Here is a 16,991-nt window from a genome sequence, read left to right on the forward strand (position 1 = left end):
TTACTTGCCCGTCGATGCACCGGCCCTGAAAGGGCCGTTCAACCGGGCGCCGTTGCAACGGGCGATTCGACGAGTTGCCGCGATTGTGAACAGCCCCTTCAGGGCCGGTCAACCTGGGACATTGCGTACCCAGGGTTGCGACGCTTCCGCGGCTCCGCCCAGGGCTGACGGAACGAACCCTAACAGGCTCGATTTTCTTCATGCGCTATTGGCCGAGGCCGCGTTTGGCGGGGGGCGACGCGGCTTGATCGCGGCGGCGCGTGGGATTCGAAAGTGGGATGATGCCCGGTTCGCTCCTGAGCGGAACGTGCGGAGCCGGGACCGACGACGGGGCACCGATTCCAGCACGGTCCGACGGCTTCGCGGCCTCAGGGATAGCGATCTCTGCTTCGGCTGCGGCCGGCGCTTCTAATTCCTTCGGCTTGATCCACCACTTCGAAAAGAAGTAGCCCAGCGGACCGGCCATCATTGCCGGCGTCAACAACAGATCGGCCATCAGACCGAAATTCAGCAGGGCCAGCATCAACAGCCCGAACCGCCGCGTGGGCATAAACGCGCTGACGCCAAACGCCGCCAGCCCGAAGCCGACGACAAAGCTGCTTTGGTACATCGCCTTAGCCGCGTTCTCGTAGGCGAACCGCGTCGCCTGGGCCCGATTGAGCCCCATTCGCAACGCGCGGCGGAACCATGTGGCGTAGTGCAACGTGTCGTCGACGCAGACGCCCATCGCCACGCCCGCCGTCATCATCGTGCCGATGTCGATGTCGATCCCCAACCAGCCGAGCATGCCGAACACAACGGCCACGGGCCAGACGGTCGGAATCATGCACAGCAGCCCCGCCACGACGCTGCGGAAGTTGAGCGCCATCACTGCGGCGATCATCACGAACGCCCAACAGAAGCTGGTGATGAGGCCGGAGAGGAGCGAGTGCTGAGCCTTGTAGACCAGCGGCGTCAGGCCGGTGTAGGTGACACCGTCGATGCCGCGATAGCCTTTGGCGCGCTCCTTCTGGACAATCGGCTCGACGACCGCCTTGATATCGTCGACGAACAGGCCGTAGTCGACATTCTTCAGGGCCGCGACACGAACGTTGATCCGCCACAACTCTTGGCCATCGTCTTCGGCCAGATAGTCGCCTTTGAGAAAGTCGGGCCGATGTTCGGCGAGCCGTTTGTTCAGCACGGCACGGCGGGTCCGGGCGCCGCCGAGCAGCCGCAATCCTGCGCCTCCCAAGCCGCTACCGCTTTTGCCGCCCGCCTGATCGATGTCGGCGAACGTGGCGGCCGAAAGCGTGCTGCCGACGTCTTTGAGCTTTTCGACTTTGCGCTGGATTTGTTGCACCAACTCCATGCGGTCGAGAAACGAGAGATTGCAATTCTTTTCGTCGAGCCGCACAACGATTTCCATCGGCACCAGCGGCCCGAGATGATCTTCCAACCAGGAATACGATTGCACGATCTGCGAATTCTTCGAGAACAGGGCCATCAAGTTGACCGTGGTGCTCGAGCGAGTCAGCCCGTAACCGGTGACAACCATGACGAACAGGAACGACGCCCAAACGAGCCTTTGGTGCGAGCAAATCTTGTCGGCGATCCAGCCCATCCGGCGGCGATGATTTCGCTCCCGTTCGTCGGGCACGACCGGATTGGCCGGATCGATCCGCTCGACCTTCGGGCCCCACAATTCGAGCGCCGAGGGAACATAGGTGTAGAGCAAGGTGAGCGTGCTCATCACGCCGAGGGCTGCGTAGAAGCCGAACTTGCAGATCGGATGCAATTCGCTGGTGCAAAGCGAAATCAATCCGAGCGAGGTAGTACTGGCCGACAGCAAGCATGGAAGCCAAGCCATTTTGACGGCCCGCGTGGTGGCCCCGTCCATGCCGTAGCGGGCGGCGTTGTGCCGCCAATAATTGATGATGTGGATCGCGCCGGACATTCCCATCGTGTAAACGATCGAGGGCATGTTTAGGAGGATCGAGTCCATCGTGTTGCCGGTGAACTTGACGATGGCCAGGCTGAGCGCGGCCCCATAGACCGAAGTCATGAGCACAAGGGCCACGAGCCGCGCGTTCTGCATGTACCACCACGACAGCCCCAGCCCGATCAAGCCCGACAGGCCGGCGAGCAAGAACAGCATTCGCTCGCCTTCTTTATCCAGGGCGACGTTGTCGACGGGGGGGCCACCCATGTGGATCGCTTCTTTGGCCACTCCCGACTCGAGCGCCGTGGTGTAGATCAGGTCGACGGCTTTGCGCGGCGATTCTTTGCCGGCCTTCGACAGCGTGAGCACGACGCATGTCTGATTCACTTTCGGATCGGGCCCGATCAGCGAACCTCGCAAGCGGGAGATCGCCTCGGCCTCGCTGAGATTCAGCGGCGGGCCGGTCATCTGATCGACGGCCGTTTGACCCGTAAGGAGCCGATTGAAGAGTTTCGGCCCTTGATAGGGCACGGCCGCGTCGGGCATCAGTTTTTCCGAGAGAATTTTGATCCGTTCGTCGCCGAGCGTGCAGCCGTCCCAACTGATGAGCACGAACGTTTCGTTGGCGAAATTCTTTTGGAACCATTGGTATTCGCCCGTCTCGCGATACGACGCCGGCAGCCACTCCTTGACGTCGTTGCGGTTGCTGCGGAGCGTCAGTTTTGCGCCCATCAGCACCAGCGGCAACAAGAACGTCACCAACATCAAGAGCCCGAGGGCATGGCGAGTGAAAAACGAGTTTTTCATGGATCGGGTGCGCTCGAGCGGCTCCATAAAGCGGAGAAGTGGCGAAGGGATCGATCGCGGGGCGCTCGTCGCTCTCAAGTCTCCACCGGCAGCGAAATCAGCACTAGCGGAGACGAGGGTGCGCCCAAACAGGGTCGTCACTCTCTCTATCGACCAATCGCGCTCGATTGGTATCGTTAGACGAGTGCAAAATGCGGCCACCCTAGAGGTTGCCGCGCGAATTGCGGCAATTTGGGTAGCGGCGAGAGAAGCTGGGCAAAAACTTTACGCTGCTAGCAGCCAGCGCGCTTGTTTGCCACCGGCTTTGCCAGTGGGCGAAATCGTCGCTAATTCCTGCACTGGCGGAGCCAGTGGAACACGAGGATCTGCTCGTGTCGAAAGACTTCAAACGGGCTGTTAGGCCAATTCTTTTGCGCAACGCTTGCAGCGCTTTTGTTGGGCGTGCAGCAGAGCGTTGCACTTTGGACACCGCCGCTGCTTCAAAAGTCTGGCTCGATCAGTTCGAGGACGCGTGCGCACCATCGCGAAAACTCCGACAATTGCCGTTATGAATTTAATTTGAGATGTTAGTGTTTACTCTTTCGCGGCCCGCGAAGCAAGCCGCCGCGCCGCGTTTCCCGCCACCGCAGTGCGCAATCGCACGATTTGGCGGTGCAGAAAAATAACTTCGGCATTTGCCGGGTGCCATGCCCACGGCTCCGCATAGGCATTCCTTTACGGATTACACGCCCAGGCAAAGCCGTTTAACATTCCCCACAATATTGGCTCGCAAGGCGAAATCGCCTCGGCCTGAAAGGCCCATTCTACCAGCCCAGGCCGGAGCAGCGCAAGCGGTGAAGGCCTGGATCCCACCCCCCGCACGACGCGTCGGCCCTGGCAGGGTCGTTCAACCCTCGTCGGTCAAGCGGGAACGCGAGCCTAAATGAATATTGTGCGGGTAATGCAAAGCGCGAAGCCGTAGGCATGGCACCGATCCTGCGGCGGCCTCCGAGGGTGTTTTCCGGTTCCATCTTCAGGAACACCGGCGGAGCGAGTGGCGTTCCGCCACGAACTATTGGATGCGCGTCGTGCCTTGGCTCTTGCGGCTGCGCATCCAGAGCAGGCACGGGGCGGCGATGTATACCGAGCTGTAGGTTCCCGAAATCAGCCCGATGAGCATCGTAAAGGCGAAGGCATGGATCGCCTGGCCCCCGGAGATATACAGAATCAACGTCACCAACAGCACCGTGAACACGGTCAGCACGGTGCGACTGAGCGTTTGGTTCACGCTCAGATTGATGATGTCGCGCGTCAGATCGGGGCTCTTGCCGCGCACCTCGCGGATACGGTCGAAAATGACGATCGTGTCGCTGATCGAGTATCCGCAGATCGTCAGAATCGCGGCCACGACGTTCAAGCTGATCTTGAACGGATCCACCAGCGCGAAACCGAGATACGGCGCGACGTAGGAACTGATCGCGAGCGCCGCCACGGTGATAAACACGTCGTGGATCAGCGCCACCACCGCCCCGATTCCGTAAATCACATTCTGGAACCGAATCCAGATGTAGATCACGATCATTGCGATGCTCGCCAAAAGAGCGTAGAGAGCCGTGGTTTGGGTGTCTCCGGCAACGCGGCCACCAATATTCGAAACGCCGAGGAACACCGGTGTGTTGCCCAGTTTTTCGCGGAATTTTTCCAGCAGCGGCCGGGCTTGATCGGGCGGCAGCGCGACCAATAGGGTCCAAGATTTGAACGGTTTGCGGTCGCCGGGCTGATAATTTGGATTGGTCACCTCGAAGCGGACATCTTTTCCGAGCGCATCTCGCAGTAGTCCGTCGACGCCGTCGTAGGTAATCTCTTGCTCGAAATTCAGCGTGGTCTCGGTGCCGCCGCCGAATGCTGCTGGCCCGCTCGTGGCCGCGGGTTCGGTGAAGATGGAGCTGCCGGAAGGTGCGGCGGGGGTTTCTTTTGCGGAGGGCGCGGCCGGAGGTTCCGTGGTCTTGCTGGCCGGCGGCGACGTTGCCGCGCCGGACGGCGTCGATGCTGGAACGGCCGGTGTCGAGGTAGTGGGCGAAACAGGCGCCGGTGTGGCCGGTGATGGTGTTTTCGCCGCCGGGGTTGTGGCTGCCGGGGTTGTCGCTGCCGGGGTTGTCACTGCCGGGGTTGTCGCTGCCGGTGTCGTCGCTGCCGGAGCGGCTGCTGTGGCCGTCTTTGCGGCTGCGGCAGTTGTCGCAGGAGTCTTCGTGGCGGCGGCGCTGTCGTCGGGCGTTTTGTCGCTTGGCTTGGCGACCGGGGCCTTCGTTTTTGGCGTCTTATCGTCCGCTGAATTGTCGGTGGATTTATCAGGCGCCTTGGCGTCGATTGCCGCTACGGCGGGAGACGTATCCGCGATCAACAGCGCATCGGGAGAGAGAATCGCCAACAGTCGATTCGAGAGGGCCGAAAGCGATCGCGCGCCGCCCGACGGAATTGCGGATGACTTATTACGATCTGCGCTCGGCGGGCTGGACTTTTCTTCGGTCTTGTTGGCCGGTGCCTTGCCGGCCCCCGGGGTTCCACCACCGCTGGTTGCACTGTTCGACCCTTCGCCCGCCTTTGTCGCGCCGCTGTTCGGAGCGGTTGGGGATTGGACCGATGCCGCTGGTTTGGGTGGCGGGCTTGTTGGCGGCGGAGTGGCTGCCGGCGGCGTTGTTGGAGCTGACGTGGCCGGCGTGGATGCCTTGAGTGCGTGCAAATCCGCCAGTGGACCAACACCGTACGTCTGCAGTTTGCCCCCGAATAGCTTGGCCAACTCAAGCTTGACTTGGTTCGGGTCTTGGTTCGAGGTGCGGATGATGAATTGACGGTTTTCCTTCCCCTCGACAGTCACGACGGCCGAGTCGGGCAGTTTCGCGTCAGGCTCGACCAGCGCCCGAACCCCGGCGTCCGTCATCGGTGAGCTGTCCTTGAGCACAATCTGCACGACCGTGCCACCAGTGAAGTCGGTGTCGAACATACCTGGACCGACGACCGAGCGGTGCCAGAAGCAAACCACGCCCAGGACGCTGATCAACACCGACACGCAAATCGCCGGGACCATGATCGCCACGAAATCGATCTTCGTATCGCCGAACAGCCGGAGCATCTTCAGTTGCGTCAGCAATCGCTTCCGCTCGGCAACGTCGAACACCACCCGGGCACAAAACACGGCGGTGAACAGATTCACCAACAAGCCCAGCACGAGCGTCACGGCGAAGCCCTTGAGCTGGTCGGTGCCGATCAAATACAGCACCAGCCCCGTGATGATGGTGGTCGAGTGCATGTCGATGATCGTGGCCATGGCGCGGCCGAAGCCGTTGCGAATGACCATGCGCAGTGCCGCCCCGCGCTCTTTTTCTTCGCGCATGCGCTCGTAGATGAGCACGTTCGAGTCGACGGCCATTCCGATGCTGAGCACCAAGCCGGCGAGACCGGAAAGCGTAAAGGCCGCCTTCAGCAAGATCATCAAGGCCAGCAACAGCAGCAGGTTGAACAACACGGCCGCGTCGGCAACGATTCCCGCGAAGCGGTAGTAGAAGAGCATGAAGATCAGCACGGCGATGCCGGAGACGAACATCGCCATCTCGCTGGACTGGATCGTGTCGCGGCCGAGTTCGGCGCTGATCGACTCCTGGCTGATGGGGTTTTTCTCCAGGGCGGCGGGCAGGGCCCCGGCGTTGAGCACCCCGACGATGAATTCCACCTCGGGCTGGGTGAAGTCGCCGGTGATCTCGCCGGCATTGGTGATCTTGCTGCGGATCGTGGCGGCCGACATGAGCTGCCCGTCGAGCACCACGCCCAGCCATCGCGCCAGTCCGTTGCTTTTCGGCAGGTTTTGGCTCGTCAACTGTCCGAATTTATTCGCCCCCACGGAATCGAATTGGAAATTCACCTGCGGACCGCTGATGCCGAACGACATGCTTGCCGAGGTGAGATAGCGGCCAGTTACCCCCAACTGATCGGCAACCATTAGCACCTGGAGGGTTCCCGCCTTGGTTTCACGGGTGAGCCAGAAAGGCTCGACGTGGACGTTTGCGGTGGGCGCAATATCGACCCAGCGGCCGACGACCATCTCGCCATTGCTTACGTCGTTCGATGGATTCTGGAGTTGGCGCTTGGCGGCTTCGATTACGTCGCCGTCGTCTTGCGTGTCCCGTTGATCGGCGATGATGTGGAATTCGAGCGCTCCGGCGCTGGCAATCTTGCGCTTGATGAGTTGGATTTCGGTTTCATCGACATCGGGAATATCGACTTCGATCTGATCCGTGCCGAGCTGCCGGATAGCCACTTCGAGTTGGCCGCCGGGATTGATCCGCTTCTGAATGGCGGCGACCATGTTTTTCATATCGACCGGCGGCGCTTGGCGGCTGCGCGATGCGCGATATTCGAGCACGGTTTGCTGGTCTTCCCGCCGCGCCGTCGTCGGGCCGCTCAGTTGCGCCGACAGGTTTGAAAGATCGAGCGCGGCCAGGGCCGCTTCCACTTTCTGCACTCGATCCGCATCGATCGTCGGCAGGCGCACCTCGATCGTCCCGGCTTTCGCGGGGATGACTTTGGCCGGGTTTCGCTTGCTGAATGGTCCGGCTTTATTCGCCTCATCGGCAACGCGGCGAATGATTTCGTCGACATTCACCTCTTGCAGCTTTTCCTGGTCGATTTCGTAGACCAGCTTCACACCGCCGCTGAGATCAATGCCTCGCTTCGGCGGCCAGCCGGCGATATCGATGACCACGCCGGCCGTCAAGGCAATCAAGATCAGGCCGATCTTCCAACCGTAGTCCGGCATGCGGATCGATTTGGCGATCAGATTGCCGACCAGATAGGGCACGACGAGCGTCGCAATGGCCGCCAGCAGCAGGAACCAAGGAGCGTTGTACCAGTGCTCGACCTGCGCGGGGCCCGCCGGAGCGGCTTGGGCCAAGAGAGGAACAACCAGAGAAGACCAAAGCATGGATTAACTTCTTGCTGCGGGTTTATCGTGTTAAAAATTCGGTGGGAAAACCACGGATCACACCGATGCCGCGGATCGAGAAGAGGTCGGGCGGAAATTCGGAAAGCAGCATTGCTGCGTCGCTTTGTTTCCCGTCCGCGTAATCCGTGTGTTCCGCTTCGTCGTCCTGTTTCGTGTTCTTTCGCTTATTGCGCCGTTCCCTGCCCGACAATGTCTATTTCGCCGCCTATTTCGCCGCCGATTTGTCGGCGTCGGAGGCGCCCTCGGTGGAAATCACTTTCGAGATCGCGCCAAGCGTGAAATCGATCTTGGTTTGATCGTCGACTTTGACGGTCACTTTGTCGATATCGCGTTGGATATTGGAGACGATTCCATAAATGCCGCCGATGGTGACGACCCGGTCGTTCTTTTTCAACGATGCGATTTGGTCGCGAAAGGCTTTTTGTTTTTTTCGCTCCGGCAAAAAGAGCATCACGTAGCCGAGGCCGAGGATCAGGATCAGGGCGACAAAGGGAAAGGGGATTCCGCCACCGCCAGCAGCGCCTCCGGCCCCATTGCCGCCACCGGCTGCGGGAGCGGCATCGGCAATAAGCGCCATCTCAAGGCATCGCACCCAAATTCCCACGGTGGTTTCCCCCGCTGCTGAGCAATCGAGACGATATTATCCCCCTACTCTCGGGGCAATAATCGCACTTATGTCGTGCCGAAGCGAGGTATCTTAAACCGTTGCGCCTTAAGGGACAAGGGGAAACAACGCGCGACCAAGATCGCTCCGCCGGGGCATGCCGGATTATACCACTACGCCACATTGAATGGCGTGCCACTGGCAAGCGCAGTCTGCCAATGAGAACCGCCGCAGGACGCCCCACTCCAAGAACGCCATCCGTCCGTCGCGGCAATCGGACCGGATCGTCCACTCGCAGTGGACCATTGGCGGACCGCGCTTGCCAGTGGCACACCGGGACGCATGGCTTCCCCAGGGGGACCCCTGGCGAAGAAAAGCGTCAAGCCAGTTGCCGCACCACCACCGCGCTGGCTTGCCCTTGCGGCGTCACACTCAGGTTCACAAAACTGCTGCCCGGATCCGGATGCTCGGCGGTCGCCGGCGTAATCGGGCAGTCTGGATCGGGCGTTTCGAAGTTCAACACCGGGGGCAAACGGCGGTTCGTTAAGGCCAAAACGCTGGCGATCAGCTCCACCACACCGCTACCGGCGCCCAAGTTACCGAAATAACTCTTTGCCGCGGTGACGGGAACCCGCGATGCGGCCTCGCCAAAAGTTCCGCGAATCGCCCGGGCTTCGTCCGCATCGCAAGAATGCGTTCCCAAGCCGTGTGCATGGATATGGCCGACATCCCCCGGCGATAGCCGGGCTTGGGCCAGCGACTTACGAATCACGTGGCCCAGGGCCTTGTCGCGCTGCGCAACGTCGTTGCTGTGGGCAACTTGAGCCGAGCCAGCACCGATCACCTCGGCATAAATCCGCGATCCACGTGCCTGAGCCGTCGCCAACTCTTCCAGAATCACCACGCCGGCCCCCTCGCCCAAGACCATGCCGGTTCGATTGCGGTCGAAGGGCCGACTGGCGCGCGTCGCCTCGATATTATTGTCAGCCAGTTCCTCCGATTGCATCGCGTGGACGCATTTCATCGGATGCACGCGGGTTCCCGTGGCCCCGACGACCATAATATCAGCGCTGCCGCGGGCAATCGTGTGAAAGGCTTCGCCGACGGCCAGATTCGCTGCCGCTTCGCGGAGCGTGATGGAATTACTCGGCCCGCGAAGATCGTTGTAGATCGCTACGTGGCTGGCCGGCATATTCGGCAGATATTTGAGCAGCCACAGCGGCATCACTTTGCCGATGCCCTCCGAACCCCAGCGTGAATAGTCGAACACACCATTGGCATCGCGGCAGGCGACAATCGCTTCGCTGAAATCCTCCGGCAGCGTAAGCATGTAGTCGGTGCCAAACACGCAGCCCGCCCGGTCCGGATCGAATCGGCCGGCCGTCAGACCGGCATCGCCGATCGCGCGTTGGGCTGCGGCCACAGCCATTTGCGACTCGCGGCACATCAGCTTCAGCCCCTTGCGGATCGACTTTTTCTGTTCCTTTTCCAGGGGACCGAAATCGTCGATATCGCCAGTGAACTCGCGGGCCAGTGCGGCATATCGGGCCGGCAGCGCTTCCGTCATGGGAGTATCCCACGGGCCGACTCCGCTCCGGCCATTGACGAGCGCATCCCAAAGCGACTCGGCGGAATTTCCCAGAGGACAAATGACGCCCAGGCCCGTAATTACAACTCGTCGTGCGCTCATCGGCAGTTGAATAACTTTAGTTGTGCAATGGAGTTCGGCGGAAAATGCCACCCGCGGAAAGGCGCGGCAGATCCGCTTCAAGAAACCGGACGTGAATCGCGCTCGCCCTGAATACGACGCGGTTTGCCATCGCTACGATGCGGATTCGGCACCGCAGTCTATCGATGATAACATGCCGAACCGCGGCGAAATAGGTCGATCGCATTGCCTTGCCGCCCGTTGGCCGCCGCCAGTCGCTTGACCTTGACCCTCAAACAGCTTCCTGCGAGACTCCCGCCCCGCGATTTTTCGCGAACTCGTCGTTGCGGCGGGAATTCGTTGCAGCGCGTAATTCAAGCAAAGGGAGGGATCAGCGATGGGTCGCTTGTCATGGCTGCTCGTTTTGGGCACTTCTCTTTTGATTGGGCCGGCCTGCAGCAAAGCTCCGCAGACCGCTGAAAATGGTCCGAAGCCGGCGGCCGGCGCGAAAGTCGAACCTCCGCCCGCCGGCATGCCCGACCGCGATGCCGCGCCCGACAAAACCATCACTGCCTTTCTGAAGGCGGCTCAAACGGGCAACAAACCGTTGCTATCGGCCTTGCTGTCGACTGTCGCCCGCGCGGAAACCGCCAAGAACGGCATCAGCTTCCAATTGGATACCTACCAGAATTCGAAATTCGAGGTAGGCAAGTATGAGTTCGTTACGCCCCAGAAAGACGGTGCGCATGTCGCATGCGTCTGGATCGATTGCGATGAGAAAGGGAACGAATACAAGCACGACGTGATCTGGGTGCTGCGGAAGGAGCCGGACGGATGGCGAGTCGTGGGAATGATTACTCGGCCGTTCCCCGACAAGGACCCCGTGGTTTTCAACTACGAAGACATTCCGTCGCTTGTGGCTGCGAAGAAATTCATCGAGGCTGAGTCGCTTCGACGCGATGCGGAAGAAGAACGTCAGACCACGCAGAGGAAATCGGAAGCCGATCACGCCACTCCCAAAGCACTGACGGCAAACTTGGCGGAACCGGCGCACGCGGCCACCCCACCGAACGGTGCGCCGACAGCGAATCAAGCCGTGGCGCCGAAGGACGGCATACAACGCGAAGCGATGAATCCGCCCCCGGCTGGAATCATATCGCCTAAATAGAGATCGATTGGCGGCGCCAAGCGGTCGAACGGACAATTTCCTCGTCTGTGGAAATTCTCATCGCCAAAGGATCATCTGCGTCATTCTAATCCGTTGACGCTTCAAAGCTTGCGCTACGAGATGGATTGAAAGGCCTCGGAGAAATCCGGGGTCTTTTTTTGCGCGCTTCGGCACTAGGCGCGCTGGTTATTTGATGTACACTTGACCGAACAAACGACGCATTGCCCCCATCTCTCCGAAACCGCACAATTTATTGTCGGGCGGCTTGACATGGGGCGAACGAATGTTAATTTGGCGTCCTAGCCTGTGCAGTCGAGTCTTCTTACGCAATCGATAGAGCTTACAGGGAGGCCGAATCGATTCGTCAGAATCGCTCAAACTGGATGGGCATGAAGGAGCTTCCGCTCGGCTGCCGTCGCCGAGCGATAAGCTATTTGGTTCGACGGCGTGTTGGAGCTGTTACGACAAAGTACTAGTAAAAGTTGGAGGATTCGAGGATGAATCGCACATTGATTATTGGACTCGCGATCTTTTTAGCGGTCGTCGGACTCGCCTTGGTTGGCGGTTCGAGCACGGCGGTCGCGGGTCATGGCTGCTGTGGCTGTCATGCCAGCTGCAGCTGTGGCGGTGACTGCGGTTGCTGCCATCGTCACCATCGTCACCATCGTTGCTGTGGCTGCTGCGGCGAGAGCGCTTGCGGTTGCTGCGGCGCCCCGGCTGCTTGCTCTGCTGCTCCGGCCCCGAGCTGCTGCGCGACCGCGCCGGCTGCTCCGAGCTGCGATGGCGCTGCCCCGGCTGCGGGTCCGGCCCCTTCGGCCGCTCCGATGCCTCCGAAGCCACCGGCTCCGCCGGCTCCGAAGAGCACCTAGTTGTTGACCGAGGGCAGGCTCCTCCGCCGCGCCGGGGGATGTCTGGCCAAGCTTTCGAGCTTAGCAGCCCCCCGGTTGCCCATGGGTGGAGGATGCCCTGAAGTCCTTTAACTCACGGTATTGTTTCTGAAGCCGGGCCTCGCAACCGCGAGGTCCGGCTTCTTTTTTTGGCGATTTGTTGTCCAGCGACAGTGGCCGAGCTATAAACGATTTGCTGGATCTGCATCCCCAGCGTTCTTTTTCCGGATCTTTTTCTGCCTCGGAGTCTCTTCGATGAAGCGATTGTTGCCGCTGCTCTTCGTGCTGGCCCTGCCGCTTTCCGCTCGCGGCGCCAATCTCACGATGGGCACCGATGCCGACTCGGGATTCAGCACGATCCGTGTCACCCAAGGGCACACCGAGATCGCGATCGCGCCGGCGGCCGGGGCGAACGTCTATTCCATTCGCTACAAGGGAACCGAACTGCTCAAGGGTCCGAAGTCGCTCAAGAATTTGCCGGGGTTCATGTACGGCGTGCCCGTGCTCTATCCGACGCCCAACCGGGTCCGCGGCGGCGAGTTCACCTTCGGCGGACAAAAATTCACCTTTCCGCCAAACGACCATGGCAATTTCCTCCACGGCCTTGTCCACAGCGCCGTTTGGGAATTGGGCGACATCAATGTCGGCGGCAATGGCCCGGCCGACAATGCGACGCTAACTTTCCGCCTTCCCTTCGCCCCCGGCAGCGAACAGTACAAACTATTCCCCTTGCCACACACATTGGAACTGGCGATCACCAGCGGCAATGATTCCGTCCGCTGGACTTACACGGTCGACAATCGCAAGGGCGACAAGCCGATCCCCTACGGCTTTGCGATTCATCCCTGGTTTCTCTATCAGGGCTCACGGAAAGACACCTTTGTCACCATTCCGGCAACGCAGGTGATGGAGGCCAAGGAAATGCTCCCCACGGGCAAGCTGCTCGATCTTGCCCAACATCCGGAATACGATGCCCGGCAGCCGCGATCGCTCGAGGGCTTTTTGCGGGACGACGTTTATGCCGGGATCGATAGTTCGCAGCCAGCTTTGATCGATTTCCGTCAGCGGCGGCTAAAGATCACGCTTTCGGCGAGCGACGACTTCAAGCATTTAGTGCTTTACACGCCAAAGGACCAGCCCTGGTTCTGCGTCGAGGATCAGACCTGCTCGACCGACGCCCACAACCTCTACGCCCAAGGGCTGAAGAAAGAAAGCAACCTGCTGATCGTCGAGCCGGGCAAAACGGCCAGCGGTTGGATCGAAATGCGGTTCGCGAATTACTAGCCCGCATGCCCCATTTCCCTTTCCCGGGATTGGATCGACCCTACCATCCAGGCAGATTTTGGAGACACAATTGTGGCTCGAAGCGTGGCCTTTCTCTGGGTGGTCGTCTGCGTTGCGACCACGACCGCAATCGCCGGCGATAAGCCCGCCTTCAAGATCACAACGAAACGCGACACCGACCGGGTGGCAGTGAAAATCGAACAGGATACGACCGTCTTTTCGGTCCAAAGCCCGTTTGGAATCAGCAACGCCGTCATTGAAAGGACGGCTGACAAATGGCCGGCCGCCGTTGTAATTCGCCTTCACCTGAAGGGATTGGAGTCGTTCCAGGCCTCCAATGGACAAACGACTTTGAGCGCGGCAGCCTCCGCACAGAATGCAAGCGTGCGAGTCTGGCAAGACGGCAAGGAGGACCAGCCGCTCGACAATAAGAGTCGCTACTGGATGGCGATTCGGGCGTTCGGCGGCAACGGCAAGCCGACCAATACGACGGTGTTGAAAGACGGATACTTTGAAATCCGGCTGCCCAGGGCTCTTTTTGATGGCGATCCGAAATCGATCACGCTGGACTGGATTGATTTCTTGCGGACGTGATGCGGCCGCGGCAGATGTTTGCGAGCGGCGAGCGCCTTGATGCTCAGTCGCGGCGCCTGCCAACGGCCGGCATCATTCCGCGCCGGATTCGAGGACGGCCAGGAACGCTTTTTGAGGGATGTCGACCGAGCCGATCGATTTCATGCGTTTCTTGCCTTCGCGCTGCTTCGCCCACAGCTTGCGTTTGCGGGTGATGTCGCCGCCGTAGCATTTGGCGGTGACGTTCTTTCGCATCGCGGAGATCGTTTCACGGGCAATGATGCGGCTGCCGATCGCGGCTTGCAGGGCGATCTCGAACATGTGGCGATCGATTTCGGTGCGCAGCTTTTTGACCACCGCCCGGCCGCGGCGGTCGGCGTCGCGGCGGTCGCAGATGATCGACAGCGCGTCGACGCGCTTGCCGCCGACCAGAATATCCATCCGCACCAAGTCGGCCTCGAAATAGCCGATCAATTCGTAGTCCATCGTGCCATAGCCGCGGGTGACGCTTTTTAGTTTGTCGTGCATGTCGTAGATCACCTCGGCCAGCGGCAGGTCGAAGGTGACCATGGCCCGGGTCGGCGATAGATATTCGGTCTTCACGTATACGCCGCGGCGATCCGTCGATAGTTGCATCACCGGTCCGATGCTGTCGGTGGGCACGATGAAATTCACGCGCACGACGGGCTGGCGAAATTCGGCGATCTGGCCGGCATCGGGCACATCCTGCGGATTGTGGATTTCGAGCGTCTCGCCGTTGACAGTGAGAATTTGATACGTGACGTTGGGCGCGGTCTGCACCAGATCGAGATTCGCTTCGCCTTCCAAACGCTGCTGAATGATTTCCATGTGCAGCAATCCGAGAAAGCCGCAGCGGAAACCGAATCCAAGAGCGTCGCTCGTTTCCGGGGTGAATTCGAAGCTAGGGTCGTTGATGCTCAGCTTGGTGAGCGCGTCGCGAAGTTCTTCGAAATTTTGCCCATCCGACGGATAAAGCCCGCAATACACCATCCGCTGCGGCGGACGATAGCCGGGCAGAGCGACGGCCGCATGATCGCCCGGCACCGACACCGTGTCGCCGATATGCACATCGCCCAGCGATTTGATATTGCAGATCAGATAGCCGACCTGTCCCGCCTGAAGCTGCGCGCAAGCCCGGCGCTGCGGAACGAATTGGCCCAATTCGATCACTTCGTACGTGGCGGCCGTTTTCAGGAAACGGATCTTCTGGCCCTTCCGCACGGTGCCGTTCATGACGCGGACATACGTGATCGCGCCGCGAAATTCGTCGTAATGCGAGTCGAACACCATCGCTTGCAACGGCGCGCCGGGATCGCCGGCCGGCGACGGCACGCGCTCGACAATTGCCTCGAGCAGCTTGTCGACGCCCTGCCCCGTTTTGCCGCTGCACGGCAGCACTTCCAGCGGATCGATCCCCAATACCGATTCCATTTCGGCCAGCACTTCGTCGGGCCGGGCGTGTTTTAGATCGATCTTGTTGAGCACCGGGACGATTACGAGATTGTTTTCCATCGCCGCGTAGGCATTGGCGACCGATTGGGCTTCGACGCCTTGAAAGGCGTCGACCAGCAGCACGGCCCCTTCGCAGCACGCCAGGCTTCGCGACACCTCGTAGTGAAAATCGACATGGCCTGGCGTATCGACCAGATTCAATTCATATTCTTCGCCCTTATAGGTGTAGTGCATCGCGACGGCGCGGGCCTTGATGGTGATACCCCGTTCGCGCTCCAGATCCATGTCGTCGAGGGTTTGTTCGCGCATCTCGCGCTTTTGCAGCGTGCCGGTGAGTTCGAGCAGCCGATCTGCCAACGTGCTTTTGCCGTGGTCGATATGGGCGATGATCGAGAAATTTCGGATATGTTGTGTGTCGAGCATATTAAAAAAATTGTGCCGCAATCCTTCTCAAGCCCACGGATGGCGGCCAAGGGCGTCGCCACACGTCACATCTCGCAAGCCGCCTTCCGTGGGCCGGCCGCGCAAAAACGCACCGCCTCCCGCCCCTTGCCGCCGCCACTGCCGTCATCCCACGATTCCATTCAGCCGCCGAAACTCGAGCCGGGCCAATCCCGCGGCGCCGATGTAGCCGGCGTCGCCGCCCAATTCGGCGAATTCGATCGATGTTTTTTGAGCGGGAATCGGCAGGGCCCGGCAACGAACTTCTTCGCGCACGCGCTGGAGAAACCGTCGGCCCAACGGGCGATCGGCCCCGCCGAACGTCATGGCGCCGCCGAGCACGACTCCGTTCGGATCGATCGTGTGCATCACGGTCACAACGCCGATTCCCAAGTATCGTGCCGTCTCCAGCACGATCTCAAGCGCGAGCGCGTCGTTCGATTCCGCCTGCTCGCCGATCACGAGCGGCGTCAGCTCCTCGCCCTTCGCCATCAGCCCCGTAAGCGAACTCGGTCGACCCGCCGCGAGCGCTTCGTGCGTTCGCTTGACCACCGCCGTCGCACTGGCGTATGCCTCGAGATGCCCACGCTGGCCGCAGCCGCAAAGCCGCGCATCATCGCGACTATCAATAATTATATGCCCACACTCCGCGCCGTGGCCATGTTCTCCGTCGATGGAAAGCTCGCCGACGACGATGCCGCAACCGATGCCGGTTCCGAGCGTGAAAACGATCATGCTATGCAATTCGCGGCCCGAGCCGATCCAAAACTCGCCGTAGGCGGCCGCCCCAGCGTCGTTGGCATACGTAACGGGCAAGCCGGCATGGTGTGCCACGCGATCACGGATCGGAAAATTCCGCCAGTTCGGCAGATTCACCGGCTCCAAAAGCATTCCGGAAACGAGATCCATCGTGCCGGGGGTGCCCAAGCCGACACGGAGCACGTCAGCCAATGTTAGCCCTGCGGCGGCGATCACTTGCCGGGCCGCCTCGCCCATCCGCCGGGCACCATCTTCGGCGCCCCGCTCGACAAGCGTCGGAATCGAAAGGAACGCCAGCGTCCGGCCGCAATCGTCGACCACGCCAACCTTTATGTTCGTGCCCCCCAGATCGATACCCACGAAAAACGGCCGCTTGGCGTGCGAAAGCGATATCGCTTGACGAGGTTTGGACATAAGAACGTTTGCAAGGCCGGTCCGCGGGAAGGCGAAC

Annotated in this window: 9 protein-coding genes; 3 read left to right on the forward strand and 6 right to left on the reverse strand. The window is 60.5% G+C overall.

Annotated features, from left to right (window positions below):
* Positions 1-205: 205 nt before the first annotated feature.
* From VHX65_04470 to VHX65_04485, 4 genes are all read right to left on the reverse strand, one after another.
* Positions 206-2,728 (reverse strand): MMPL family transporter, encoded by a 2,523-nt coding sequence (locus VHX65_04470; GenBank protein HEX3997782.1) that lies wholly within the window; start codon positions 2,726-2,728, stop codon positions 206-208.
* Positions 2,729-3,779: 1,051 nt separating this feature from the next.
* On the reverse strand, positions 3,780-7,682 hold the full coding sequence (gene secD, locus VHX65_04475) for a protein translocase subunit SecD (GenBank protein ID HEX3997783.1): 3,903 nt from the start codon (positions 7,680-7,682) through the stop codon (positions 3,780-3,782).
* Positions 7,683-7,908: 226 nt separating this feature from the next.
* Positions 7,909-8,280 carry a preprotein translocase subunit YajC gene (yajC, locus tag VHX65_04480; GenBank protein ID HEX3997784.1) on the reverse strand — a complete coding sequence of 124 codons (372 nt, stop codon included), beginning with the start codon at positions 8,278-8,280 and terminating at the stop codon, positions 7,909-7,911.
* Positions 8,281-8,686: 406 nt separating this feature from the next.
* A complete protein-coding gene (locus tag VHX65_04485; GenBank protein HEX3997785.1) occupies positions 8,687-9,997 on the reverse strand; it encodes a beta-ketoacyl-[acyl-carrier-protein] synthase family protein in 1,311 nt (436 codons plus the stop codon).
* 355 nt (positions 9,998-10,352) lie between these two features.
* On the opposite strand from VHX65_04485, the gene VHX65_04490 reads away from it, so the two are divergent.
* From VHX65_04490 to VHX65_04500, 3 genes are all read left to right on the forward strand, one after another.
* On the forward strand, positions 10,353-11,123 hold the full coding sequence (locus tag VHX65_04490) for a hypothetical protein (protein HEX3997786.1): 771 nt from the start codon (positions 10,353-10,355) through the stop codon (positions 11,121-11,123).
* Positions 11,124-12,265: 1,142 nt separating this feature from the next.
* Positions 12,266-13,294 (forward strand): aldose 1-epimerase, encoded by a 1,029-nt coding sequence (locus VHX65_04495; GenBank protein ID HEX3997787.1) that lies wholly within the window; start codon positions 12,266-12,268, stop codon positions 13,292-13,294.
* A gap of 72 nt (positions 13,295-13,366) precedes the next feature.
* Positions 13,367-13,888, forward strand: a complete 522-nt coding sequence (locus VHX65_04500; GenBank protein HEX3997788.1) for a hypothetical protein — start codon at positions 13,367-13,369, stop codon at positions 13,886-13,888.
* Positions 13,889-13,960: 72 nt separating this feature from the next.
* Here VHX65_04500 and lepA read toward each other — a convergent pair whose 3' ends face one another.
* A complete protein-coding gene (lepA, locus tag VHX65_04505; GenBank protein HEX3997789.1) occupies positions 13,961-15,763 on the reverse strand; it encodes a translation elongation factor 4 in 1,803 nt (600 codons plus the stop codon).
* Between the two features lie 144 nt (positions 15,764-15,907).
* Positions 15,908-16,991, reverse strand: a 1,084-nt coding sequence (locus VHX65_04510; protein ID HEX3997790.1) for an ROK family protein, incomplete at its 5' end; no start/stop codon positions are given.

This window comes from Pirellulales bacterium (genome assembly GCA_036267355.1).
Taxonomy (GTDB): Bacteria; Planctomycetota; Planctomycetia; order Pirellulales; family DATAWG01; genus DATAWG01.

Coding starts and splice junctions, on each gene's coding strand:
- VHX65_04490 (HEX3997786.1), top strand. CDS start 10,353: ATGGGTCGCTTGTCATGGCTGCTCGTTTTGGGCACTTCTCTTTTGATT.
- VHX65_04470 (HEX3997782.1), bottom strand. CDS start 2,728: ATGAAAAACTCGTTTTTCACTCGCCATGCCCTCGGGCTCTTGATGTTG.
- secD (HEX3997783.1), bottom strand. CDS start 7,682: ATGCTTTGGTCTTCTCTGGTTGTTCCTCTCTTGGCCCAAGCCGCTCCG.
- VHX65_04485 (HEX3997785.1), bottom strand. CDS start 9,997: ATGAGCGCACGACGAGTTGTAATTACGGGCCTGGGCGTCATTTGTCCT.
- yajC (HEX3997784.1), bottom strand. CDS start 8,280: ATGGCGCTTATTGCCGATGCCGCTCCCGCAGCCGGTGGCGGCAATGGG.
- VHX65_04495 (HEX3997787.1), top strand. CDS start 12,266: ATGAAGCGATTGTTGCCGCTGCTCTTCGTGCTGGCCCTGCCGCTTTCC.
- lepA (HEX3997789.1), bottom strand. CDS start 15,763: ATGCTCGACACACAACATATCCGAAATTTCTCGATCATCGCCCATATC.